This is a genomic window from Phyllobacterium sp. SYP-B3895, from assembly GCF_009647635.1.
Lineage (GTDB): Bacteria > Pseudomonadota > Alphaproteobacteria > Rhizobiales > Rhizobiaceae > Phyllobacterium > Phyllobacterium pellucidum.
Map to the genome: position 1 here is coordinate 899,250 of NZ_WJIG01000001.1, position 24,528 is coordinate 923,777.

A 24,528-nucleotide genomic window follows, 5' to 3' on the forward strand; every position below is an offset into this window, starting at 1 on the left:
CATTATGGCAGCTACAGAAAATACGGCCGGCAAGGCCTATACATTCGTTGACCACAAGTTCGACGTGGTCGTGGTCGGAGCAGGCGGCGCCGGCTTGCGCGCAACGCTTGGCATGGCCGAGCAGGGCCTCAAGACGGCATGCATCACCAAGGTCTTCCCCACCCGCTCGCATACGGTCGCGGCGCAAGGCGGCATCGCCGCCTCGCTCAGCAATATGGGCCCGGATTCCTGGCAGTGGCATATGTATGACACGGTCAAGGGCTCCGACTGGCTCGGCGACACCGATGCCATGGAATATCTGGCGCGGGAAGCGCCGGCGGCGGTCTATGAACTCGAGCATTACGGCGTGCCGTTCTCGCGAACCGAGGAAGGCAAGATCTATCAGCGACCGTTTGGCGGTCACATGATGAACTATGGCGACGGGCCTCCGGTGCAGCGCACCTGCGCCGCAGCTGACCGTACGGGCCACGCCATCCTGCACACACTCTACGGCCAGTCCCTGCGCAACAATGCGCAGTTCTTCATCGAATATTTCGCACTCGATCTCATTCAGGATGAAGAGGGCACCATTACGGGCGTCGTCGCCTGGAACCTCGATGATGGCACGATCCATCGCTTCGCCGCGAAGATGGTGGTGATGGCGACGGGCGGCTACGGCCGGTCCTATTTCTCCGCAACCTCCGCGCACACCTGCACCGGTGATGGCGGCGGCATGGTGGCGCGTGCCGGCCTACCCTTGCAGGACATGGAGTTCGTCCAGTTCCATCCGACCGGAATTTACGGCGCCGGCTGCCTGATCACCGAGGGCGCGCGCGGCGAGGGCGGCTATCTTGTCAATTCGGAAGGCGAGCGGTTCATGGAGCGCTATGCCCCATCCGCCAAGGATCTGGCGTCACGCGACGTGGTTTCGCGTTGCATGACGCTTGAAATCCGCGAGGGTCGCGGTGTCGGCAAGAACAAGGATCATATCTTCCTGCATCTCGACCATCTCGATCCGGCCGTCCTGCATGAGCGGCTGCCCGGCATTTCGGAATCGGCCAAGATTTTTGCCGGCGTCGATCTGACACGCGAGCCGATCCCGGTCTTGCCTACGGTCCACTACAATATGGGCGGCATTCCGACCAATTATTGGGGTGAAGCACTGAACCCGACCACAGCAGATCCCGACCGTATCCAGCCCGGCCTGATGGCAGTGGGCGAAGCGGGTTGCGCCTCGGTACACGGAGCCAATCGCCTTGGCTCCAACTCGCTGATCGACCTTGTCGTCTTCGGTCGCGCGGCGGCGATCCGCGCCGGCGAGGTAATCGACCGCAATGCCAAGGTGCCGGACATCAACGGCGCCTCCGTCGACAGGATCATGGATCGGTTCGATCGCCTGCGCCACGCCAGCGGCGGAACGCCGACAGCGGTGCTGCGCGAGAAGATGCAGCGCACCATGCAGGAAGACGCTGCCGTATTCCGGACGTCCGAATCGCTGAAGTCCGGTGTGGAACGCATGGAAAAGATTTGGAGCGAGCTACCGGACATCAAGGTCACCGACCGTTCGATGATCTGGAACTCGGATCTCGTCGAAACGCTCGAACTCGAAAACCTGATGGCAAATGCCCTGACGACCGTCGTTGCCGCCGAGGCGCGCAAGGAAAGCCGCGGTGCCCACGCGCACGAGGATTTCCCCAGTCGCGATGACGTCAACTGGCGCAAGCACAGCCTTGCCTGGCTGGCTCCGGATGGCAAGGTCACGCTCGGCTACCGCCCGGTCCATCTCGACCCGCTGGTCCGGGAAGAGGATGGGGGCATCAGCCTCGCCAAGATCGCGCCCAAGGCGCGCGTTTACTGAGCAAGGGAAAGGCTTTAGGGCATCATGGTTGAACTTGCACTTCCCAAGAACTCGCAGATGCGCCCGGGCAAGACCTGGGACAGGCCGCAGGGCGCCAACAATCTGCGGGAGTATCGTATCTATCGCTGGTCGCCGGATGATGGCGAAAACCCGCGTATCGATACGTATTATGTCGATCTCGACGATTGCGGGCCAATGGTCCTCGACGGACTGCTGTGGATCAAGAACAAGATCGATCCGACGCTGACACTCCGGCGCTCCTGCCGCGAAGGCATTTGCGGCTCATGCGCAATGAATATCGATGGCACCAATACGCTCGCCTGCACCAAGGGCATGGACGAGATCAAGGGACCGGTAAAAATCTATCCGCTGCCGCATCTGCCGGTGGTGAAGGATCTGGTGCCGGATCTTTCCAACTTCTATGCACAGCACCGTTCGATCGAACCCTGGCTCAAGACGGTCTCGCCGGAACCCGCCAAGGAATGGCTGCAGAGCCATGAGGACCGCGCCAAGCTGGATGGCCTCTATGAGTGCATCTTGTGTGCATGCTGCTCGACATCGTGCCCAAGCTATTGGTGGAACGGCGACCGCTATCTTGGACCGGCCGTGCTGCTGCAGGCCTATCGCTGGCTCATCGACAGCCGCGATGAAGCGACTGGCGAGCGCCTCGATAACCTTGAGGACCCGTTCCGGCTCTATCGCTGCCACACGATCATGAATTGCGCGCAGACTTGTCCGAAGGGGCTAAACCCCGCAAAGGCCATCGCCGAAATCAAGAAGATGATGGTGGAACGCCGAATCTGAGACCAATGCCGTTGAACCTGCAGAAACGGGCGCCCTGAGCGCCCGTTTCATTTATTGCATGGGTTTCAGATTATCCCAGCTTGGCGTCCAGCGTTACTTCGATCGCACCGAGCGCCTTCGAAAGCGGGCAGGTTGCCTTGGCCTGTGCGGCGAGCTTGGCGAAGGTCGCGTCATCAATACCCGGAACTGTTCCGACGAGAGTAAGAGCGCTCTTGGTGATCTCGAAGCCGCCGCCGGCAGCAGGGCTGATTGTCACCTTGGCCTTGGCGTCGAGGTTCTCGGCCGGGGTGCCGTTCTCGGCGAGGAAATGGGACAATTGCATGGCAAAGCACCCGGCATGCGCCGCTGCCAGCAATTCCTCCGGATTGGTGCCGGACGTGCCGCTTTCGTCCTGAAAACGCGCCTTGAAATTATAGGGCAGGCTTTTGAGCGCGCCGCTTTGTGTGTCGAGCGTGCCTGAACCTTCCGTGAGAGTTCCCTTCCAGATTGCGGTTGCCTGTCTGTCCATTGGTATCTCCCTGATTTGATCTGGAGTGATGTCGAAAAGCGTTCCGCGCAAAGGCACGGTGTTTCCATCATAACCACCGCCCGGCATTATTCCATCGACTAATTTACCCAGCGCTTGCCTTGACGTAGAGATTGCCAATTTGCGCGGGATTTTTGGATCATGCATATTGTTCTGCTTGTGCTCGGGTTGCTGGGCGGCGGGGTTTTCTGGTGGTACAGGCTCATGTTCCTGGGCAGGGCGGCAAGCGACATCGCCGATGAGGCCGGGCGGATAAGGGGACATTTTCGGCGCCGAAAAATCAGGATGCAGGCGGAAAATTCGCCGCTCACTGCAATCAACGATCCGGTGCACGCTGCCGCTACCATAATTCTAGCTATTATCTCGGAAGACGAGATGATCGACGATCGGCATACCGGCGCGGTCAGAAAAGTCCTGCTCAAGGTCACAAATTGCCTGCAGGTTGACGAAGCGGTCATCTATGCCCGATGGGCATGCGACCAGATCGGCGATACAGTCACGGTGATTGAAAAAACCACGCCTTTCATCAATCAAAGATTGAGCGAAGTGGAAAAGTGCGAATTGCTTGATATGCTGGAAGAGACCGCTGCGGCCGTGCCTCCCACACAGCACTACAAGCAGCGGGTCAGAAAGCTCAGGCAAAGGCTTGGCTTTCAAGTCAACTGATCAACGACACCGAACAGGAAAACCCCGTGAAACTGAAAAAGCTTGGCCGGACGGATATAGACGTCACGGAAATTTGCCTCGGCACCATGACCTGGGGCGTGCAGAACACCGAAGAAGACGCACATCGACAGATCGACTATGCGCTCGATAACGGGATCAATTTCATGGATACGGCGGAGGTCTACGCCATACCGGCGAGTCCCGCGACCTTTGGCAAGACCGAGACCTATATCGGCACGTGGTTCAAGAAGACCGGCAAGCGCGACAAGTTTGTCCTCGCCACGAAGATCTCCGGTGGCGGCAATGGCTGGATCCGCGACGGTGCCAAACCGAGCCGGCGTTCGGTGCGCGAAGCCGTGGAGGGCAGCCTCCGGCGCCTGCAGACCGATTATATCGATCTCTATCAAGTGCATTACGCCGCCCGCGGCCACTATCATTTCGGTAACGGCTGGCACTATGCGCCGCACACGCAGAACAAGGCCGAGGTGCCCGTCCAGATCGAGGATGCGCTGCAGGGCCTCAACGATATGGTCAAGGAGGGCAAGATCCGCCACATCGGTCTTTCCAACGAAACCGCTTGGGGTATTGGCCAGTGGCTCAAGCTTTCCGAAAGGGAGAACCTGCCGCGCGTCGCCTCGGTGCAGAACGAATATGGCTTGCTGCAGCGCGCCTTCGATCTCGACCTTGCCGAACTCAGCCATCATGAAGACGTTGGCCTGCTCGCCTATTCCTCGCTGGCGTCCGGCGTTCTCACCGGCAAGTATCTCGATGGCAAGGTGCCTGAAGGGACCCGCGGCTCGATCCAGCCGGGCGGCCTGTGGCGTAACAATGAGCATTCGGCGCCGGCGGTGCGAGCCTATATCGATCTCGCGCACAAGCACGGTGTCGATGTGGCGCAGCTAGGCATCGCCTTTGCCCTCACCCGGCCATTCATGACCTCCGTCATAATTGGTGCGACGACGATGGAGCAGTTGAAGGTCGATATCGGTGCGGCAGACTTATCGCTCTCGCCGGAGATTCTGGCGGAGATCGAAGCTATTCATCGCCGCTTTCCGCGGCCGCTCTGATTTTTGCCCGGAATGTGCGCGGCTTTGCCGCGCACAATTCATTAAATTGCCTGCCCCTGCAACAGCTTTGGCGCCGAGGTCGAGAGGCCGGCAGCCTGGCGAATGAAGAAGCCCTTTAGGCGTGGCATGCGTTCGACAAGGCCGAGGCCGAAATCGCGCAAGGCGCGCACCGGCAAATTGTCATTCGAGAACAGCCGGTTTAGCACGTCGGTGGTGACGCCCATCTGCACCGTGTCGAAGCGTCGCCACGTCTGATAGCGCTCGAGTACGGCCACCGAGCCGATGTCGAGCCCCAGCCGGTCCGCATCCACAATCGTTTCGGCCAGCGCTGCCGCGTCCTTGAAGCCGAGGTTGAGCCCCTGTCCGGCAATCGGGTGGATGCCATGCGCCGCATCGCCGGCGAGGGCGAAACGCGGCTTGACGAAATCGCGCGCCAAGGTCAGACCGAGCGGGAAGGCCTTGCGCCCGCCTTCGACATGGAGTTCGCCAAGCTTGAGCCCGAACCGCTGCTCGAGCTCTGCTTCGAAAAGGAAATCATCCTCCTGGACAAGGCGCTCGGCATCTGCCGTCCGTTCGGTCCAGACCAGAGACGAACGGTTGCCCTTGAGCGGCAAGATTGCGAATGGACCGGCGGGCAGGAAATGTTCTTCAGCGCGGCCATGGTGCGGGCGTTCGTGGCTAACGGTGCAGACGATGCCGGACTGGCCGTATTCCCAATTGACCGTCTTGATGTTCGCCATGTCGCGCAGCCGCGACTTGACCCCATCAGCGGCAATCAACAGCCTCGTATCGAGGGTATTGTCACCGGAATGACGGACGGTGAGATGTGCCTCGCCATGCTCGAAACCTTCGACTGGCGCCCCTTCGATAAACGTGACGCCAAGCGCTTCGGCCTTCTTACGCAACGACGCATTGAGGATGCGATTTTCAACCATATGAGCGAAAGGCTCGCCGGGCTCGACCTCGCCATTGAATGTGAGGAACACCGGGCGCACGGGGTCAGATGTGCGCGAATCGGTGACGATCATCTCGGTGATAGGCTGTGCCTCTGGAAGTATCTCCTCCCAGCAGCCAAGCCGGTCGAGCATGCGGCTCGCCGCCGCTGCAATAGCCGAGGCACGCGTATCATTGCGCCACACGCCCTTGGGCGCCGCGTCAATGACAGTGACGCCAAGATGAGCGGCCGAAGATTTGAGGGCCACGGCAGTGGCAAGGCCGACATAGCCTGCACCGGCTATGATGATATCGGTCGTTCGTTGCGCCATGTTTGCCTCCTCTTGCCGCCACTGCAAACGCTTGACTTGTCGGTCCGTTCCTGTTGCAAGCGTCAGGTAAAACGCCTCGTAGGGAGATGACCGTCCATGTCCAAAGCCATGAAAGAGCTTTTGTCCATACTCGACCTTGAGACGCTTGAACACAACCTGTTTCGAGGTCGCAGTCCGCAGGTAGGCTGGCAGCGCGTCTTCGGCGGACAGGTCATTGGCCAGGCGCTGGTCGCAGCGCAGCGGACTGTCGATTCATCGCGCCATGTCCATTCCCTTCACGGCTATTTCATGCGTGCCGGCGACCCGAAAGTGCCCATCATCTATGAAGTCGATCGCATCCGCGATGGCTCCAGCTTCACGACCAGGCGCGTGGTCGCAATACAGCATGGGCATGCGATCTTTTCGCTCGAAGCCTCCTTCCAGATCGAGGAGGGCGGCCTGGAGCATCAGGTCCCACGTCCGCTCGATATTACGCCGCCGGAGCAACTGATCAGCGACAAGGATCTGAAGCAACAGTACCTGCAGAATGCACCTGAAAACATTCGCAGATATTGGGAGCAGGATCGTCCGATTGAATTGAAGCCGTTGTCGCTGACGCATTATTTCTCGCGCGAGAAATTGCCGCCGGAGCAAAACGTATGGATCAAGACGACGGGTCCGGTGCCGGCCGACCGGGCAGTGCAGGCAGCCGTCCTTGCCTATCTTTCCGACATGACCCTGCTCGATACATCGCTTTACGCGCATGGGCGCTCGATATTCGACCGCGACCTCCAGGTCGCGAGCCTTGATCACGCCATGTGGTTCCACCGTCCCTGCAACTTCGACGACTGGCTGCTTTATACGGCAGACAGCCCCAGCGCATCAGGCGCGCGGGGCCTTACCCGTGGCACTCTTTATGGCCGCGACGGCACCCTCATCGCCTCCACAGCGCAAGAAGGCCTAATTCGTGTGCATGCAAAGGTGTGAGATTTAACCAGCCACTTACATTTGCCTATTATTTAATCAGTGCACATGGAAAAATGTGCAATAGTACCATTTTGTGAAAAATACACATTAAATATCAAGTACTTAAATCTATCGTCCGATTCTGGCACGGAACTTGAATACTCCTGACCAGTCACCAATGGCGCATGCTTGAGGCGATGGGTCCAACGCGGTCATGCCTTCAGGTAATTCCACTCTGAAGGTGCCGCGCTAGCGCAGGGGTAGTTGAATGAAAATTGTGATGGCTATCATCAAGCCGTTCAAGCTGGATGAGGTGCGCGAAGCCCTCACCGCTGTCGGCATCCAGGGCCTGACCGTCACCGAGGTGAAGGGATATGGCCGCCAGAAGGGGCATACCGAAATTTATCGCGGGGCCGAATATGCGGTCAGCTTTCTTCCCAAGCTGAAGATCGAAATCGCAGTCGCGTCAGAACTCGTCGACACCGCGGTTGAAGCCATCACCACGGCTGCCAAGACCGGCCAGATCGGTGACGGCAAGATATTCGTCCTCAGCATCGAGCAGGCTGTTCGTATCCGCACCGGCGAAACCAATACCGACGCGCTGTGAATTAGGGGTTCAAGGAGAAAATAATGACAATTCTGCCAAGTTTGAAATCTGCGGCGCGCACTACCCTTCTGGGGTCGCTGGCGCTTTCAGCGTTCGGCGCGATCGCCGCCTTCGCCCAGGAAGCCGCTCCCGCTGCAGCGCCCGCCATGACGGTCGACAAGGGCGACACCACCTGGATGATGATCTCGACCGTCCTTGTGCTGCTCATGACCATTCCCGGCCTTGCCCTGTTCTACGGTGGTCTCGTCCGCGCCAAGAACATGCTTTCGGTACTCATGCAGGTATTCACGATCACAGCGGTCGTCATGCTGATCTGGGTGTTCTACGGTTACAGCCTTGCCTTCACCCCCGGTAACGCCTTTGTCGGCGGCCTTTCCAAGGCATTTCTTTCCGGCGTTAACGTCACCACGATGTCGGAAACCTTCTCGAAAGGTGTTGCCATTCCCGAGCTGGTCTATGTCTGCTTCCAGATGACCTTTGCCTGCATCACGCCGGCGCTGATCGTCGGCGCCTTTGCTGAACGCGTCAAGTTCTCGGCCGTGATCCTCTTCGTCATCCTTTGGGTAACGTTCGTTTACTTCCCGATCGCGCACATGGTCTGGTTCTGGGGTGGCCCGAGCGCCTATTCCGATCCGTCCGGCCTGATCTTCGGCTTTGGCGCTATCGATTTCGCCGGTGGTACCGTCGTTCACATCAATGCCGGCATCGCCGGTCTTGTGGGCGCCCTGATGATCGGCAAGCGTGCCGGCTACAAGAAGGACATCATGGCACCGCACTCGATGACGATGACCATGATCGGCGCCTCGCTGCTGTGGGTGGGCTGGTTCGGTTTCAATGCCGGCTCCAATCTGGAAGCCAATGCCTATGCCGGACTTGCCATGATCAACACCTTCGTCGCCACGGCCGCAGCTGCGGTCATGTGGATCATCCTTGAAGGTTGGCTGCGCGGCAAGGCCTCGATGCTCGGTGCAGCTTCGGGTGCAGTTGCCGGTCTCGTTGCGGTAACGCCCGCCGCTGGCTTTGTCGGCCCGATGGGTGCGATCGTCCTCGGCGCTTTCGTCACGTTGGTCTGCTACTTCTTCGTAGCCGTGGTGAAGAACAAGTTCGACTATGATGACAGCCTCGACGTCTTCGGCATCCACTGCGTCGGCGGCATCATCGGCGCGCTTGGAACCGGTATCCTTGTCAACCCGGCCCTTGGTGGCGCTGGTATTGTCGACTACTCGACCGCCGACTTTGCCGCTTCCTATGCAGGCACCGCAACCCAACTCTGGGCACAGTTCAAGGGCGTTCTCGTGACGCTGCTGTGGTCGGGCATCGGCAGTGCGATCCTGTACAAGATCGTCGACCTGGTCATCGGTCTGCGTGCATCGCCTGAGTCCGAGCGCGAAGGTCTCGACCTTACCTCGCACGGTGAAGCCGCCTACCATATGTAATCGGCAGAAGCGGCACATTGCCGTACTGACAAATGAGTGTGATGGGCCCGGAAATTCCGGGCCCATTTTGTTTTGGGTCAAACTTGTCACAATGCCTGTAGAAGCAAATTTGGCCCACTGCTTCCCATGGTTAATGCCCCCTTAACCATCGGCATCTTAACGTGAGAATCAAATCTGCGGCTGGGGCTCAGCCGCTGGGCATGCATTCACGCGGGGCAAGCATTCATGCGTCAAGGATATTCAGCCTCTTATGCCATCGATGGCGAACGGCACGGGTTGACCACCATATTCCGGCGGCAGATTCTCCTGCTTTGGGGGCTGGCGCTGTTTGGCTTCGTGGCCTTCGCCGTCGGAAGCCTCGCGACATGGAATGTCCTCGATCCGAGTTTCAGTCACGCGACGTCCAATCCGGTCCACAATGCGCTGGGCTATCCGGGCGCCGTGTTCGCCGATCTCGGTATGCAGTTCTTCGGCCTTTCCATGGTGGTGGCGTTGATGCCTGCGCTCTTCTGGGGCGGTTTTCTCGTTACCGGCCGCAGCATCGACCGTATGCCGAAGCGCGCCGTCGCCTGGTTCTGCGCTTCGCTGATGGCTGCGGCGATGGCCGGTTGCTTCGCCATACCCTCAAGCTGGCCCATGCCGATAGGACTCGGCGGTGTCTTCGGGGATATGGTCCTGAAGATACCGGCAATTTTTATCGGCACGTTTCCCCGGGGCGGGTTGGCAATGATCGTCGTTGCCGTGCTCATATTGCCCAGCCTCTGGGTGTTCGCTTTTGCCAGTGGAATTATCTATCGCGACAGCGAGCCTCCGGTCGCCAAGAAATCGACGCGCCACGTCGCCGATGAAGACGATTATGATGACGAGGACGACGATGAAGACGATCGCGAAGGCGGTGGTCTGCTTGCCCTCGGCGCCTTGACCCACTGGTTCCTGAGCGCAAAAGCGCTGTTCCGACGCCTGACCGGCCATAGCGGCGCAGGCAATCTGCGCGGACGCCAGCGAGCTGATGACTTCCTCGACGACGTTGGAGGCGGTAAGCAAAAAGCCGGTGGGAACGGCGTCCGCCGTGAGCCCGGCTTTGGCGATGCGGCGCCGCGCATAGAGGCTCCTTCGATCGACATCGGAAACGACGATTTCGACGCACGCTCGGCGCGATTTGATCCAGTAGCATTCAGTGATGACGACGAAGACGATGACGACTGGGCGCCGCAGGCCGCCCCGGCACGTTCCGCTCCGGCACGGCCTGTGACGGCGCGAATCGATACGCCGGCACCTGCACCGAAGGCTGGAGCGCGTGTTCAACGCGAAGCGCAGGCCTCGCTGATCAAGTCGGATGACTTCGAAATGCCGTCGCTGCATTTCCTCAGCGAGCCGAAAAATGTCGTCCGCAATCCGAGCCTCTCGAAGGAAGCACTTGAGCAGAATGCACGGCTGCTCGAGGGCGTGCTGGAGGATTTCGGCGTGCGCGGCGAGATTATCCACGTTCGCCCCGGCCCGGTCGTCACGCTCTATGAGCTTGAGCCCGCACCCGGCATCAAGTCGTCGCGGGTCATCACGCTTGCCGACGATATTGCCCGCTCGATGAGCGCCATCGCCGCGCGCGTCGCGGTCGTTCCTGGCCGCAATGCCATCGGCATTGAATTGCCCAACCAGACGCGCGAGATGGTCTATCTCAGGGAATTGCTGGCGAGCCGGGATTTTGAACAGACGAAGACCAAGCTCGCGCTTGCCCTCGGCAAGACCATCAATGGCGAGGCAGTCATTGCCGACCTTGCGAAGATGCCGCACCTTCTCGTCGCCGGCACGACGGGCTCAGGCAAATCCGTCGCCATCAATACCATGATCCTGTCGCTGCTCTATCGCATGACGCCCGAGCAGTGCCGTCTCATCATGATCGACCCGAAGATGCTGGAGCTGTCGATTTATGATGGCATCCCGCACCTTTTGACGCCCGTTGTCACCGATCCGAAGAAAGCGGTCGTCGCGTTGAAGTGGACGGTCAAGGAGATGGAAGACCGCTACCGCAAGATGTCGAAGGTGGGCGTGCGCAACATCGACGGCTTCAACCAGCGCGTCGAACAGGCACAGAAGAAGGGCGAGCGCATCGCCCGGACGGTCCAGACCGGCTTCGATCGGGCGACGGGCGAGGCCGTCTACGAGACGGAGGAGCTCGACCTGAAGCCAATGCCCTATATCGTCGTCATCATCGATGAAATGGCCGATCTGATGATGGTCGCGGGCAAGGATATCGAGGGAGCGGTCCAGCGCCTGGCGCAGATGGCGCGCGCCGCGGGCATCCATGTGATCATGGCAACGCAGCGCCCTTCTGTCGACGTCATCACCGGCACGATCAAGGCAAACTTCCCGACACGCATCTCCTTCCAGGTCACGTCGAAGATCGACAGCCGCACGATCCTTGGCGAGCAGGGCGGCGAGCAGCTGCTCGGCATGGGCGACATGCTCTACATGGCCGGCGGCGGCCGCATCCAGCGCGTGCACGGCCCGTTTGTCGGCGACGATGAAGTGGAGAAGATCGTCCAGCATCTGAAGCTGCAGGGCGTGCCGGAATATCTCGATTCGATTACCGAAGAGGATGACGAGGACGAAGGTGCTGGTCCGGCCGGAACGAGCAATCTCGAAGATTCGGACGATCCCTACGATCAGGCGGTCGCCGTCGTCCTGCGCGACAAGAAGGCGTCAACGAGCTATATTCAGCGCAGGCTCGGCATTGGCTACAATCGTGCCGCGTCCATTATCGAGCGCATGGAGCAGGAGGGTCTGGTCGGCCCGGCGAATCATGCTGGAAAGCGCGAAATTCTCGTGCCGACACAGGATGACGAGTTCTAGGATCGTGATTCCAGGCGCGTGCCGTAACACCAAGAATTTGCGGCGTTATGGAATGCTGCCCAGCGAGTTCCTATCTGTAAGGGGGCAGGGCGGTTACGTAACGTCCTTGCCTGGCTCACATTGAGGAACGGAAACGGTTTTGTGCCGTTTCTTAGCCACAGTGAAGCCAAACTGGGTTTCTAAATACCGTTCGACGATGACAGGAGATATGACCATGATGACGACCGCACCGTTTCGCGCAATTGGCTCGCTTATGAGAGCGTCGGCGGTCGCCTCGATGGTCGGTACCGCATGTGTTACCGGATTGGTGGCGGTTGCGACGCCGGCGCTGGCCCAAGCTGCGCCCGGCGGCGTCAGCGCTGCCCAAGAAATCGCCAACAAGTTCTCGGGCGTTAAGACCCTGACCGGCAGTTTCGTCCAGTTCGGCCCGCGCGGCGACCAGACGGAAGGCACCTTCTATATCGAGCGTCCGGGCAAGATTCGCTTCAACTACAACAAGCCCTCGCCCATCCGCGTCATTTCCGATGGACAGTCGGTGGTGATCAACAACCGCAAGCTCGACACCTGGGATCTTTACCCGCTGTCGAAGACGCCGCTGAAGCTGCTTCTCAGCGATTCGATCGACCTCTCCGGCGGTAAGGTAAAGTCGGTCAAGGAAGAGCCCGACATGACGACGATTGTCCTTGGCGACAAGTCGATCTTCGGCAATTCCACGATTACCATGATGTTCGATCCGAAGACCTCGGATCTGCGTCAGTGGACCATAACCGATGCGCAGGGCCTCGATACCACGGTTATGATCACCAATGTGCGCACAGGCGTGCGTTTCGCTGACGACATGTTCAAGATCGACTACACGCGCATTGCGATGAAGAAGTAATCACCGGCGGCTTGAACTCCGATTGATCTTTTGGCATGACCGCGCAGCACCTTTGCTGCGCCTCCCATGCCTTTCCGCGAGTGTTCATGCCCTTTTCCGTTGCCACCTGGAACATCAATTCCGTTCGTCTGCGCCTGCCGCTCGTCCTGCAGTTTCTGCGCGACTATCAGCCGGACGTTCTGTGCCTGCAGGAGACGAAGTGTCCCGACGATCTGTTTCCACGCGAGGCGCTGCACGCGGCAGGTTATGGCCATATCGAGATCAGCGGCCAGAAGGGTTATCACGGTGTTGCGACACTGTCGCGCCGGCCGCTGACGGAGTCGGCACGGGTTGGCTTTTGCGATATCGCCGACTGCCGGCATCTGAGCACAGTCGTCAGCGCAGGAACCAAGCGCCTGCGTATTCATAATTTCTACGTGCCTGCGGGCGGCGATGAGCCGGACCCCGCGATCAACCCGAAGTTCAAGCACAAGCTCGGCTTTCTCGACGAGATGAAGGCGATGAACGCCGTCTATGGCGACGGCCATGCCTCCCTGCTGGTCGGCGATCTCAACATAGCGCCGCTGGAGACCGACGTCTGGTCGCACAAGCAATTGTTGAAGATAGTCAGCCACACGCCCATTGAAACCGAAGGCTTGGAAGCCTTGCGCAAGAATGGCGGCTGGAGCGACCTCATGCGCCATCACATTCCCCCACACGAGAAAATCTACACGTGGTGGAGCTATCGTGCGATGGACTGGGAAGCGGCGGATCGCGGCCGGCGTCTCGACCATATCTGGGGATCACCCGACCTCGAAAATGACCTGACGGATATCACGGTCCTGCGCGAGGCGCGCGGATGGGACCGGCCGTCCGACCACGTCCCGGTCATCGCCCGCTTCAACCTGGATTAATACGGATACTTTAGCGCTCCTGGAACAGGTGCTCGTATTGTGTAATCGCGTCGATCAACTCGCTGATATCTGACGCGATCTTGTCGTGCAACGCGGCGGCGATCTCCGGATATTCCTCGAGAATGCGCCGGAACAGGGACCGGTTGAGGCGGATAACTTCTGTCTCCGCTTCGGCCATGGCGCTTGTCAGCCGTTTCGTCTGAGCAATGATCGCCATTTCGCCAAGCACGGCCCCAGGTCCGACCGTTTTCAGGATGACGCGTCCGGTCGTTCCCTCGCGAAAAAGCGAGATTTCGCCGCGGTCGATGACATATGCGCAATCGGCAGACTGACCTTCGCGGTAGAGTTCGCGTCCCTCTCTGAGGACAAGACGTTCCGTGCCGAAGGCAAGCAGTCGCAACTGGTCGCGCGTAAACGTCTCGAACAGCCCCACCGTCTCCAGTATGCGGATATCATCTTCAATTGCCATGCATGAACAGACATATACCTAGATTGGCCCCACCGGCATCAAGGAATGAGCTTGTATCCCCCGCTTTCCGTGACGAGTATGGTTGAATTCGAAGGATCGTGCTCGATTTTCTGGCGCAATCTGTAGACATGCGTTTCAAGCGTATGGGTGGTAACGCCGGAATTGTAGCCCCAAACTTCTTCGAGAAGCACATCGCGTGTAATGACCTTCCCGCCGGCGCGGTAGAGGTATTTGATGATCGCGACCTCCTTTTCCGTCAGCCGGATCTTGCCGCCCTTGGCATCGATGAGCATCTTCTGCCCGGGCTTGAACGTATATGGCCCGACGACAAACGTAGCGTCCTCGCTCTGCTCATGCTGGCGCAACTGGGCCCGGATGCGGGCCAGGAGCACGGCGAATCGAAACGGCTTGGTTACATAGTCGTTGGCGCCCGATTCGAGCCCGAGAATTGTGTCGGAATCAGTGTCGTGCCCGGTCAACATTATCACCGGCGCCTTGAAGCCGCCCTTGCGCAGAAGCTTGATCGCTTCGCGTCCGTCCATGTCGGGCAGACCTACATCCATGATCAGCAAATCGACGACGCCGTTCCGTGCAGCCTGTACGCCCTTGGTCGCGTTGTCTTCCTCGATGATCTGGAACTCCTCGTAGAGCCCGAGTTGCTCGACCAGAATGGCTCTCAGATCCGCATCATCATCAACGATCAGAATAGTACGCGCTGTCATCAGATCTCCCGCAAGTGCAAAGAAGTGATTGGAATTTAAGTCGAATTACGGAGGAAAGAAAGGGGATCGACTTGATATTGCCTGTGAGGCGCATCAGTCTGACACAAAAAGGCTTTTTATGAGGCAATCATGAGTCGAAAGCGGTTGCTGGTCATCGATGTACGCCCCCGCCCCGGTCATGCCACACAGGGGCAACTCATCGCCGGCGGAATGGTGCTGCGCTGTGCTCTCGGACGCGGCGGAATCACGGCTTTCAAGCGGGAAGGCGATGGCGGGACGCCCTTGGCGCAGATGCGATTGCTCCATGGCTACAAGCGCCCGGACAAGCGCGTTCAAGGAGGTCTTGGCCTTAAGCTGCGAGCCCTGCGCCGAAATGACGGGTGGTGCGAAGTCGGCAACGACCGCAACTACAACCGGCATGTGCGTATTCCCTATGGCGCAAGTCACGAGACCCTGTGGCGCGAGGACGACCTCTATGATGTGTGTATCGTCATGGACTGGAATATCCGGCCGCGGCTGCGGGGCAAGGGCAGCGCCATTTTCTTTCACCTGGCGCGGCCGGACTATACGCCGACGCAAGGTTGTATCGCTTTGAGTCGCGGCGACATGGACAGGCTCTTGCCGCACCTGTCGGATCAGACGGTTATTCGCGTACGGCGGTAAAGGCTACGCAAAGCGCCACACGGTGGTGCGCTTGACCTCTGCATCTTCAAGGACGCGTGTCACCGGCACGGTATAAACCGCGAGCTCATGCAGCAGGTTCTTCGGGAAATAGGAACGGCCGGGATCGCCGACGATGACTTCGGCACCGCGCGTAGCGAGGCTGGTAAACCAGGGGATCAATTGATCCGCAAACGCCTTGTCGTAAAAGACATCACCGGCGAGGACAACGTCCCAGCCGCCGTCGCTGCCGATCAGGTCGTCTCCCCGAGCTTCCAGGGAAACGCCGTTGGCAGTCGCATTGATTGCGATAGCCGGCAACGCGAACGGATCAATGTCGCAGGCAACCACGTGCCGAGCGCCGGCCAGCGCCGCCGCAATGCCGACAAGCCCGGAACCCGAAGCGAAATCGAGGACGTTCTTGTCCCTTACGCTCGCCGGATGGTCCAGCACATAGCGCGCCACTCCCTGGCCGCCGGCCCATGCAAAAGCCCAGAAGGGCGGGGGAAGGCCGAGCGTCGCGAGTTCCTCTTCGGTCCGGTGCCAGAGATCATGTGCCTCATCGGCGAGATGAAGCTTGATCTCAGGAACATGCGGCGGCGATTGCAGCACTGTATTGTTCAACACAAATTGGCGGAATCGATCGCTTCCGGGGTCGAGAACGGGCGCCTCCGCAGCGGTCATTCCGGTGCGGGCGTCAGGCCGCCCATGCGGCAGACTTCGACCCATTCGTCGGGCATGACCGGCTGAACCGATAGCCGCATCGAGGTGACCAACGCCATCTTGGCGAGCTTCGGGCTCGCCTTGACGTCCTTGAGCGAAACCGGATTCGGCACGTCCTTGACGGCGCGGATATCGACGCATTCCCAACGTGGGTCGTCCGTACTCGAATCATGATGGGCTAGCGCGCAGACTTCGACGATGCCGACAATATCGAGGCCTTCGTTCGAGTGGTAGAAGAAACCCTTGTCGCCGATCTGCATCGCCCGCATGTTATTACGGGCCTGATAGTTGCGCACGCCCGTCCATTCGGTACCCTTGGCGCCGGCAGCCTTCTGCTTTTCCCAGGACCATGCGTCAGGTTCGGATTTGAACAGCCAGAATGCCATATTGGACCTCGCTTAACCGTTTACCGGATTTTTGATGGCCCAGTTCCATGGGCGAATGTCGACCGAGGCGAAAAGGCCCGCCTTGGCGTAAGGATCGTTGGCCGCAATATCCTTTGCGGCGGCAAGATCGCCGGCCTCAATCACAACGAGGCTGCCATTCGGCTTGGCGTCATCGCCGAGGAAGGGACCGGCAAATTTCAGCCGGTCGCCAAGGCCCGCCAGATAGTCGAGGTGCGCGGCGCGCGTATCGAGCCGCACCTGCAGGTGATCGGGTTTGTCGTTGCAAAGCAGTGCGTAAAGCATTCATGTCTCCCAATTCTCATCAGGCCAGCAGCCTAGTCTTCGGTCTTCAACGGCCGGGAAAGCAAGGCTTCCATGGCTTCGTATATGGTGATGTGACGATCGAGTATCCGCGCCACGGCGGCGATGATCGGCGCTTCGATACCGTGTTTCATTGCAAGTTCGGCTGCGATGGCGGCTGTGGCGACGCCTTCAGCCAGCGGTCTCGCCGACAAGTCTTCTCCACGTCCGAGCGCAAGCCCGTAGGAATAGTTGCGCGATTGCGGGGTCGAGCAGGTCAGCATGAGATCGCCGAGACCGGACAAACCCATGATCGTCTCCGGCCTGGCGCCGAGTGCCTGGCCGATCCGGCGCAGTTCGACGAATCCACGGGTCACGAGAGCTGCCTGCGCGCTCGCCCCATAGCCGCGCCCCACCGCCGCACCTGCAGCAATGGCGAGGACATTCTTGAGCGCGCCGCCGATCTCCACCCCTATCAGGTCATCCGTCGAATAGCAGCGGAAAGTCGGGCCAGAGAGCGTCGAGGCAATACGATCTGCGATGGCCTGGTCGGCTCCGGCGACGGTCACCGCCGTCGGCAACCCCTTCGCGACATCGCTGGCAAAGCTTGGGCCGGACAGCGCGGCGATCGTCTGGCCGGGCAAAGCTCTTGCAACGACTTCCGACATCAGGAGGCCGCTCGTCCGCTCGATGCCCTTGGCGCAGATCACAAACGGCACGCCGGACGGAATGCTGCCGTTGAATTCACCAATGACGGCGGACAGCGCTTGTGCCGGAACCACACAAAGAATGAAGTCGCTGTTTGCCAGAACCGAAGCGGCATCAGTGCTCGCTCTCAGTGCCGGATGCAGGTTGATCCCAGGAAGGTAGCGATCGTTGCGATGGTCGATATTGATCGCGTCGACCGTCGCCGCATCGCGAGCATAGAGCCGGACATTCATGCCATTGCCGGCTGCCATCGTGGCAAGGGCCGTCCCCCAGGCCCCGCCACCCAAGACCGCGATATTCACGCCCGAAGTCATGCCTTGGCGCCTCGGCGCCCCGCACCGATCAACGGCGCAGATCGCAGATCGAGCGGCCAACGCGACCGCGGTGCGATGTCGAGAGGGTCGGCGGCATTCTGTTTCGCCCGCTCGGCTCCGGCCCAGGCGATCATTGCGGCGTTGTCGGTGCAAAGCGCCATGGGCGGCGCGATAAAGCGAAAGCCATGCTCGGCGCAAAGTCGCTGCAGGCCATCGCGGATAATCTTGTTGGCGGCGACTCCGCCGGCAACGACCAGCGCGGGCGCGGCAACATCCGGAAAGCGATGGCGGAACAGGGCAAGCGAGCGCGCAACGCGATCATCGAGCGTGTCCGCGACTGCACTCTGAAAGGCGGCGCAAATGTCGTTGACGTCCGCCTGTGACAACGGCTGCAGCGATGTGGCGAGTTGGCGTACAGCGGTCTTGAGCCCCGAAAAAGAGAAATCCAACCGTTCCTCGCCTTTGAGCGGGCGCGGCAGGAGGAAGCGCGCCGGATCGCCAAGACGGGCCGCTTTTTCCACCTCCGGTCCGCCTGGGTAGGCAAGCCCGAGGAGTTTGGCCGTCTTGTCGAAGGCTTCGCCAAGCGCGTCATCGATGGTCGTGCCGAGCCGCTCATAGTCGCCGAGACCCTTCACCAGCACCATTTGCGTATGTCCGCCGGAGACGAGCAGCAGCAGGTAGGGAAAGTCGATCTGGTCAGTGAGCCGGGGGGTTAGCGCATGACCTTCCAGATGGTTGATCGCGTAAAACGGCTTGCGGCCGGCCATGGCGATGGCCTTGCCGGTCATCAATCCAACGATCAGTCCACCGATCAGGCCGGGGCCCGCGGTTGCGGCGACGGCATCGATATCATCGAGCGACATCTGCGCCTCATGCAGCGCCTGGCCGATTAAACGGTCGAGGACTTCGACATGGGCGCGCGCAGCGATCTCGGGCACAACGCCGCCATAGGGTGCGTGGTCGTCAATCTGGCTGAGAACGACATTCGACAGGATGCGGCCGCGGCCGTCCGCGTCGCGCTCGACGATGGCGGCGGCCGTTTCGTCACAACTTGTCTCAATTCCCAGAACACGCATAGATAAACCTGATATCCTTCGCCGCATTGCCGGTCGAATAAAACTTCGCTAGGCAGACGTTCTATTCGAGATCGCGTAACACGGACAGCAGCCAATGCAAACAAAAACGCTCAAGATCGGTACACGTGGGAGCGCGCTCGCGCTCGCACAAGCCCGTGAGACGCGCAGCAGGCTGATGCAGCACCACGGAATGCGCGAAGAGGACATCGAAATCGTCGTTATTTCGACGTCCGGCGACCGGATACAGGATCGTCCGCTGGCCGAAGTCGGCGGCAAAGGTCTCTTTACGCTTGAGATCGAAGAGCAGCTTGCCGACGGCCGGATCGATCTTGCTGTCCACTCTTCGAAAGACATGCCGACCTTCCTGCCGGAAGGGCTGCATCTGTCGATTTTCCTCGAGCGAGAAGATCCACGCGACGCGTTGATCGGGCGTTCGGTGAAGACCCTCCTCGAATTGCCGCAGGGCGCGGTCGTCGGCTCAGCATCGCTGCGCCGCCAGGCCCTCATCCGGCGCGTGCGTCCGGACCTTAAGGTCATCAATTTCCGCGGCAATGTGGAAACCCGCTTGCGCAAGCTTGCGGACGGCGAGGTGGATGCGACATTCCTTGCCTATGCAGGCTTGCGGCGGCTCGGATTGGGCGAAGTCGTGACCGAACTTATGGATGTGAGAGCCTTTCCGCCAGCGCCCGGCCAGGGCGCGATCACGGTGGAAAGCCGCATCGGCGACGAACGCGTGGACAGCCTGCTCGCGCCGTTGAATCACCTCCCGACATCGACAGCGCTTGCCTGCGAGCGGGCGTTCCTTGGAGCGCTTGACGGTTCCTGCCGCACGCCGATCGCCGGCCTCGCCACGGTTTCTGACGACAGGCTCTCCTTCCACGGCATGATCCTTTTGCCGAACGGCAGTGAGGCACACGAGGTGTCGGGCGAGGGTGCACTGGCTGATGCCGCCGAGATTGGCCGAGAGGCGGCCCAGCGCGTGCGTGCGCGGGCTGGCGCGCACTTCTTCACGGATTGGCTTTGATGAAGACGGTTCTGGTCACGCGGCCCCAGCCCGGAGCGACCAGAACCTCCGAGCGCCTGCTGTGCAGCGGGTTCCTGCCGCTCGTATTGCCGCTCACAAAAATTGTTCCTCTCGACGCGTCGAGGCCAAAGGTGAAGTTTTGCGCCGTCGCCGTGACGAGCGCCAGCGCATTGCGTGAAGCTTCCGACGAACTGCTGCGCCCGCTCCTCAAAGTGCCGTGTTTCGTTGTCGGCGAAGCGACAGCCGCCGCCGCGCGAGCGCGGGGTTTTGAAACGGTGACGACAGGCGACGGGGACGGAGCAACGCTCGCTCAAATCGTGATCGAGGAACTGCCATCCGGCGGATGCCTCCTCTACCTGACCGGTAAGGTCCGCTCGCCGGATTTCGAACAGAGCCTTCGCAAGTCCGCAATCCATTTCCGCTGCAGTCTCACCTACGATACGGTTTCAGTCAGTTATAAAACTGAATTTTTGCACGATTTTTTTTCCCAGAAGCGTATCGATTCCTGTCTGATCTATTCGCGTTGGGGCGCCGAACTATTTGCAGCTTTGGCAAGTCGGCCAGAGCTGGTTCAAAACTTTGATAACACAGCAATATTCTGCCTATCGCAACGAATTGCCGACGTGCTGACGGATTGGAAGCAGGGGCGGGTTTACGCCGCATCGAAGCCGGAAGAAGGCGCTTTGTTGCAACTCATGCGCGAAGCTTAAGCGGGAGACACCTTCAATTCGCCAATATTGGCCGTTTCGCAGCAGGAACTTCCTTGCTAGCGTGGCGTTCACCCGCTTTTGATCACGAAAGAGACAGCTCATGGCAAAATCGTCCGTTCCACGTCATTCGAAATCCGCCCGCAAGCCGGTGACGATCGATTTGGAGCCGTCGGCCGTCAGCAAACCCGAAGCAAAGGCCAAGGAAACACCTGCCGCGGAGCCCGTGGGTTTCGATCCAGCAGCTATTGGACCGCAAACCGCCCCGATCCTGGAGGCGGCTGAAGAGGCGGGCGAGAAGCCCGAGCTAACCTCGACGGGAAGTTCAGCGCAGCCAGAGCAATCGTTTGGTCGCGCCAGCGCTGCGAGACCCGCTTCTGAAACATCGTCCGCGCCGGTGCCAAATTCCGGTGATCAGTTCGGCCGGATTGCTGCGGGCGTCATTGGCGGTTTGGTGGCCCTGGTAGGAGTTTCCTCCTTGCAGTGGGCGGGACTGATGCCGTCGCCGAAAGCCGACCTTTCAAATCTAGAACAACAGATAGCGGCCTTGCAAAGAACGCCGCCATCACCCGACCTCGGCGATGGTGCTGAACTGGCGCTCAATGGTGCGGTGGAAAATTCCAAGAATGCCGTGGAACAGGTTTCGGCGCTTGCCCATGAGATGAGCCTGATCAAGCAGAGTGTTGATGAGGTCAAGAAAAGCGTGAGTGCCGCCGGTTCGGCCGATACGAGTGCCATTGACGCGCGCATCGCGGCGCTTGAGACCAAGCTCAACGCGAGCCAGCAGCAGGTCGAGCAGGCATCAGCTGCAACCGACAGGTTGGCGGCGCTCGAAGCCAAGGTCAATGATACGTCAGGCCAGGCCAATATGGCGTTGGCGATGGCCGCCACCGGACTGAAAGCCGCGCTCGATCGCGGCGCGCCCTTTACCGCCGAGCTTGATACCTATGCGGCCGTGGCACCGGCCACAGAAAATATCGAGAGCCTGCGCGCTTTTGCTGCCAAGGGGATACCGACGGTCGGAACGCTTGCGACGGAGTTCGGCGACGTGGCGGCAAAGATCGTGGCGACCACCCGGACCGTCGATCCGAATGCCAGCATTCTCGACAGACTCTGGGCGAGCGCCGGAGGTCTGGTCGAAGCGCGGCCGGTTGGCATGGTTGCCGGCGACAGCGTTGATGCGATCACGGCGCGCATCGAAGCCAACCTTGGCACTGCCAATCTTGGCGGGGCCATAGCGGAATGGGAAAAACTGCCGGATAGCGCCAAGTCAGTTTCGGCCGATTTCGCGGAGGCCATGAAGGCCCGGCAAAAGGCCGACGAGGCGCTTGCGAAGGCTCTGTCCGATGCGCTTGCCGGGGCAAAGGCCCCCGCGGCTTCAAACTAGGAGTTCACGACGATCATGGCGCGTCTTCTTACATTCATCTTTGTCGTTCTGCTTCTCGGTATCGGATTTGCGTGGCTCGCCGACCGGCCCGGCGATCTGTTGGTCACTTTCGGCGGCATGCAATACAAGGTAACGCTGATGGTCGCTGCGTCGGCCGTTGTTGCAGTCGTGGCCGCTGTGATGCTGACCTGGTGGGCGATCAAGAGCCTCGTCGCATCACCCTATGCCTTGCGCCGGCATTTCCGGGCGCGCAAGCGTGATCGCGGCTATCAATCGCTTTCGACCGGGTTGATCGCGGCGGGTGCCGGCGATGGACCAACAGCATTGCGGATGGTCAAACAGGCGGAGAAGCTTTTGAATGTCGACCAGGAACCGTTGATCAAGCTGCTTGATGCCCAGGCGGCAATGCTCGAAGGGCGCGCCGACGATGCGCGGGCAAAATTCGAGGCCATGCTGGATGATCCCGAAACGAAGCTGCTTGGCCTGCGCGGTCTCTATCTGGAAGCGCAGCGTCTCGGGGCGAGGGATGCCTCGCGCCATTATGCCGAGGAGGCTGCGCAACTCGCACCCAACGTCGAATGGGCAACGTCGGCGGCACTCGGCCAGAAGACAACCCACGGCGACTGGGACGGAGCGCTGGCGCTTCTCGAGAAGCAGAAGGCAGGCAAGCAGATCGACAAGGATCAGGTGAAGCGGGAACGGGCGGCGCTGCTGACCGCCAAGGCCATAGATCTCTTCGATGCAGATCCCGTCAGCGCACGGCCGATCGCAATCGAGGCCAACAAACTGGCGCCGGATTTGATCCCGGCTGCGATTATCGCGGCCAAGGTTTTGTTTCAGCAGAGCGAACTTCGCAAGGGATCGAAGATCCTCGAATATGTCTGGAAGAAACAGCCGCACCCGGACGTCGCCGAGACGTTCGTCCACGCCCGGCTTGGCGATTCGGCCATCGATCGGTTGAAACGTGCACGCCACCTCGCGGCGCTCTATCCGCACCACCCGGAATCCAATCTCGCCATTGCCAATGCTGCCCTTGCGGCTGGCGAACTCAGGGAAGCGCGTGAAGCTGCCGAGGCTGTTTTGCGCAGTGCGCCGCGCGAGAGCGCCTACCTGCTGCTCGCCGATATCGAGGAAGCGCAAACCGGCGACCAGGGCCGCGTGCGGCAGTGGCTTTCGCGGGCGGTCAAGGCGCCCCGCGATCCCGCATGGACGGCCGACGGCTATGTATCCGACCAATGGGCGCCCGCGTCGCCTGTCACCGGCAAGCTCAACGCCTTCGAATGGAAGGTTCCGGTGGAGCAACTTGGGCCTGTGATCGATTACCAGCGCGAATTCGACGAAGCGATGGCCGAAACGCCGGCGGCATCCGCGCCACCTCGCGAAGATGTGAAGCCGCTGATACCTCCAAGGATCGAAGGCCGCGGCAATGCCGCCGCAAAGGTGTCGCGCGACGATGCGGATGTCGTGGATGCAGAGATCGTCCAACTCCAGCCAGCGCCAAAGCCAGAGGAAGATGTAGCTTCGAAGACGCAACCTGCGGAAAAAACAGCGAAAATGCCGCCGACCCCGGACGAACCCCAGCAAGACGCTGAACTCGTCATCCCGGTCCCGGATGATCCGGGCGTGCGTCCGGAATATCAGGAAGAGCGCGCAAACAAGAAGTTCCGGCTGTTCTAGTTGCGAGTTGGCAGTCGTGCTCGCCTTTTGCGGCAACTTGTACAGTGACAGGACCGTGCCTCCCACGCTATCTGTTGACTGATCTTCCCTCCCACAAGATACCGAAAGACTCTATATGCTCGATCGCCTCGTGACATTCTTCAAGGCCCTGCCGTCCGGAGAAGGCGACAAGGATCATTTTTCTAAGAACGATCCGCGGCTGGCGGCTGCGGCGCTTCTGTTCCACGTCATGGACGCTGATGGTGAACGGCGCAAATCTGAGCGCAAGCGGGTTTCGCAGTTGATATCGGAAGCCTACGGCCTGAAAGGCGAGGCCTTGAAGCGTCTTCTCGACGATGGCGAACAGGCCGACCAGGAGGCCGTCGATCTTTACAGCTTCACCAGCATCATCAAGCGCAATCTTGACGAAGAGGCGCGCATTCGTTTCATTGAACTCATGTGGGATGTAGTCTATGCCGACGGCACCGCGCACGAACTGGAGGACAACGTGGTCTGGCGCGTGGCGGAGTTGATCGGTGTATCGACGCGTGATCGCGTGACCATGAAGCAAAAAGCTGCCGAACGCGCCAAGCAGCCGGTTGTCGAGGAATAGGATCGGA

At 60.0% G+C, this 24,528-nt stretch carries 25 protein-coding genes; 16 read left to right on the forward strand and 9 right to left on the reverse strand.

What is annotated here, in order from left to right:
- The first annotated feature begins 4 nt into the window (after positions 1 to 4).
- Together sdhA and GF108_RS04310 are read left to right on the forward strand one after the other, a co-directional pair.
- Positions 5 to 1,837 (forward strand): succinate dehydrogenase flavoprotein subunit, encoded by a 1,833-nt coding sequence (gene sdhA, locus GF108_RS04305; RefSeq protein WP_153666983.1) that lies wholly within the window; start codon positions 5 to 7, stop codon positions 1,835 to 1,837.
- Between the two features lie 24 nt (positions 1,838 to 1,861).
- Positions 1,862 to 2,641 (forward strand): succinate dehydrogenase iron-sulfur subunit, encoded by a 780-nt coding sequence (locus GF108_RS04310; RefSeq protein WP_091920854.1) that lies wholly within the window; start codon positions 1,862 to 1,864, stop codon positions 2,639 to 2,641.
- Positions 2,642 to 2,711: 70 nt separating this feature from the next.
- Here GF108_RS04310 and GF108_RS04315 read toward each other — a convergent pair whose 3' ends face one another.
- The gene (locus tag GF108_RS04315; RefSeq protein WP_027231011.1) at positions 2,712 to 3,149 is read right to left on the reverse strand and encodes an OsmC family protein; all 438 of its coding nucleotides are present in this window, start codon (positions 3,147 to 3,149) and stop codon (positions 2,712 to 2,714) included.
- Positions 3,150 to 3,308: 159 nt separating this feature from the next.
- On the opposite strand from GF108_RS04315, the gene GF108_RS04320 reads away from it, so the two are divergent.
- The gene (locus GF108_RS04320) at positions 3,309 to 3,833 is read left to right on the forward strand and encodes a hypothetical protein (RefSeq protein ID WP_091920855.1); all 525 of its coding nucleotides are present in this window, start codon (positions 3,309 to 3,311) and stop codon (positions 3,831 to 3,833) included.
- Between the two features lie 26 nt (positions 3,834 to 3,859).
- Positions 3,860 to 4,900, forward strand: coding sequence for an aldo/keto reductase (locus GF108_RS04325; protein ID WP_370462073.1), 1,041 nt, complete (start codon positions 3,860 to 3,862; stop codon positions 4,898 to 4,900).
- Positions 4,901 to 4,941: 41 nt separating this feature from the next.
- Here GF108_RS04325 and GF108_RS04330 read toward each other — a convergent pair whose 3' ends face one another.
- Entirely contained in the window at positions 4,942 to 6,165 is a 1,224-nt protein-coding gene (locus GF108_RS04330) for a ubiquinone biosynthesis hydroxylase (protein ID WP_153666984.1), read from the reverse strand.
- 96 nt (positions 6,166 to 6,261) lie between these two features.
- On the opposite strand from GF108_RS04330, the gene tesB reads away from it, so the two are divergent.
- The 6 genes from tesB to GF108_RS04360 all read left to right on the forward strand — a co-directional run bounded on the left by tesB (position 6,262) and on the right by GF108_RS04360 (position 13,776).
- Entirely contained in the window at positions 6,262 to 7,131 is an 870-nt protein-coding gene (gene tesB / locus GF108_RS04335; RefSeq protein ID WP_153666985.1) for an acyl-CoA thioesterase II, read from the forward strand.
- A gap of 247 nt (positions 7,132 to 7,378) precedes the next feature.
- Positions 7,379 to 7,717 (forward strand): P-II family nitrogen regulator, encoded by a 339-nt coding sequence (locus GF108_RS04340; protein ID WP_027231016.1) that lies wholly within the window; start codon positions 7,379 to 7,381, stop codon positions 7,715 to 7,717.
- Between the two features lie 23 nt (positions 7,718 to 7,740).
- Complete coding sequence (locus GF108_RS04345; RefSeq protein ID WP_153666986.1) at positions 7,741 to 9,153, forward strand: ammonium transporter; 1,413 nt, start codon at positions 7,741 to 7,743, stop codon at positions 9,151 to 9,153.
- A 225-nt stretch (positions 9,154 to 9,378) separates the two neighbouring features.
- Positions 9,379 to 12,003, forward strand: coding sequence for a DNA translocase FtsK (locus tag GF108_RS04350; protein WP_153666987.1), 2,625 nt, complete (start codon positions 9,379 to 9,381; stop codon positions 12,001 to 12,003).
- 277 nt (positions 12,004 to 12,280) lie between these two features.
- Positions 12,281 to 12,883 carry an outer membrane lipoprotein carrier protein LolA gene (locus tag GF108_RS04355; RefSeq protein ID WP_246663867.1) on the forward strand — a complete coding sequence of 201 codons (603 nt, stop codon included), beginning with the start codon at positions 12,281 to 12,283 and terminating at the stop codon, positions 12,881 to 12,883.
- A gap of 86 nt (positions 12,884 to 12,969) precedes the next feature.
- Positions 12,970 to 13,776, forward strand: a complete 807-nt coding sequence (locus GF108_RS04360; protein ID WP_153666989.1) for an exodeoxyribonuclease III — start codon at positions 12,970 to 12,972, stop codon at positions 13,774 to 13,776.
- Positions 13,777 to 13,786: 10 nt separating this feature from the next.
- Here the strand turns inward: GF108_RS04360 and GF108_RS04365 are convergent, their stop codons facing one another.
- Both GF108_RS04365 and GF108_RS04370 read right to left on the reverse strand, forming a co-directional pair.
- The gene (locus GF108_RS04365; RefSeq protein ID WP_027231021.1) at positions 13,787 to 14,245 is read right to left on the reverse strand and encodes a cyclic nucleotide-binding domain-containing protein; all 459 of its coding nucleotides are present in this window, start codon (positions 14,243 to 14,245) and stop codon (positions 13,787 to 13,789) included.
- Positions 14,246 to 14,283: 38 nt separating this feature from the next.
- Positions 14,284 to 14,967: a response regulator transcription factor gene (locus tag GF108_RS04370; RefSeq protein WP_027231022.1), complete on the reverse strand. Its 684-nt coding sequence runs from the start codon at positions 14,965 to 14,967 to the stop codon at positions 14,284 to 14,286.
- Positions 14,968 to 15,096: 129 nt separating this feature from the next.
- Here GF108_RS04370 and GF108_RS04375 point away from each other — a divergent pair, with 129 nt between their 5' ends.
- Positions 15,097 to 15,630 carry a L,D-transpeptidase gene (locus tag GF108_RS04375; RefSeq protein ID WP_153666990.1) on the forward strand — a complete coding sequence of 178 codons (534 nt, stop codon included), beginning with the start codon at positions 15,097 to 15,099 and terminating at the stop codon, positions 15,628 to 15,630.
- A 3-nt stretch (positions 15,631 to 15,633) separates the two neighbouring features.
- Here the strand turns inward: GF108_RS04375 and GF108_RS04380 are convergent, their stop codons facing one another.
- Genes GF108_RS04380 through tsaD form a run of 5 tightly spaced genes read right to left on the reverse strand, consistent with a single transcriptional unit; the run spans position 15,634 to position 19,134 of the window.
- Positions 15,634 to 16,311 (reverse strand): methyltransferase, encoded by a 678-nt coding sequence (locus tag GF108_RS04380; RefSeq protein WP_246663868.1) that lies wholly within the window; start codon positions 16,309 to 16,311, stop codon positions 15,634 to 15,636.
- Positions 16,308 to 16,736, reverse strand: a complete 429-nt coding sequence (locus GF108_RS04385) for an EVE domain-containing protein (RefSeq protein ID WP_091947655.1) — start codon at positions 16,734 to 16,736, stop codon at positions 16,308 to 16,310. Before GF108_RS04385 ends, GF108_RS04380 begins: the two co-directional genes overlap by 4 nt.
- Before the next feature lie 12 nt (positions 16,737 to 16,748).
- A complete protein-coding gene (locus GF108_RS04390) occupies positions 16,749 to 17,039 on the reverse strand; it encodes a YciI-like protein (protein WP_153666992.1) in 291 nt (96 codons plus the stop codon).
- Between the two features lie 32 nt (positions 17,040 to 17,071).
- The gene (locus GF108_RS04395) at positions 17,072 to 18,058 is read right to left on the reverse strand and encodes an NAD(P)H-dependent glycerol-3-phosphate dehydrogenase (RefSeq protein ID WP_153666993.1); all 987 of its coding nucleotides are present in this window, start codon (positions 18,056 to 18,058) and stop codon (positions 17,072 to 17,074) included.
- Positions 18,055 to 19,134, reverse strand: coding sequence for a tRNA (adenosine(37)-N6)-threonylcarbamoyltransferase complex transferase subunit TsaD (tsaD, locus tag GF108_RS04400; RefSeq protein WP_153666994.1), 1,080 nt, complete (start codon positions 19,132 to 19,134; stop codon positions 18,055 to 18,057). The genes GF108_RS04395 and tsaD overlap by 4 nt, the downstream gene beginning before the upstream one ends.
- A gap of 94 nt (positions 19,135 to 19,228) precedes the next feature.
- Between tsaD and hemC the strand changes: the two genes are divergently transcribed.
- The 5 genes from hemC (at position 19,229) to GF108_RS04425 (ending at position 24,521) form a co-directional block, all read left to right on the forward strand.
- The gene (gene hemC / locus GF108_RS04405) at positions 19,229 to 20,158 is read left to right on the forward strand and encodes a hydroxymethylbilane synthase (protein WP_153666995.1); all 930 of its coding nucleotides are present in this window, start codon (positions 19,229 to 19,231) and stop codon (positions 20,156 to 20,158) included.
- Between the two features lie 86 nt (positions 20,159 to 20,244).
- Complete coding sequence (locus tag GF108_RS04410; RefSeq protein WP_370462099.1) at positions 20,245 to 20,868, forward strand: uroporphyrinogen-III synthase; 624 nt, start codon at positions 20,245 to 20,247, stop codon at positions 20,866 to 20,868.
- 100 nt (positions 20,869 to 20,968) lie between these two features.
- On the forward strand, positions 20,969 to 22,252 hold the full coding sequence (locus GF108_RS04415; protein ID WP_153666997.1) for a COG4223 family protein: 1,284 nt from the start codon (positions 20,969 to 20,971) through the stop codon (positions 22,250 to 22,252).
- A 15-nt stretch (positions 22,253 to 22,267) separates the two neighbouring features.
- Positions 22,268 to 23,929, forward strand: coding sequence for a heme biosynthesis protein HemY (locus tag GF108_RS04420; RefSeq protein ID WP_153666998.1), 1,662 nt, complete (start codon positions 22,268 to 22,270; stop codon positions 23,927 to 23,929).
- Between the two features lie 115 nt (positions 23,930 to 24,044).
- The gene (locus tag GF108_RS04425) at positions 24,045 to 24,521 is read left to right on the forward strand and encodes a TerB family tellurite resistance protein (RefSeq protein WP_113280004.1); all 477 of its coding nucleotides are present in this window, start codon (positions 24,045 to 24,047) and stop codon (positions 24,519 to 24,521) included.
- Positions 24,522 to 24,528: the final 7 nt, after the last annotated feature.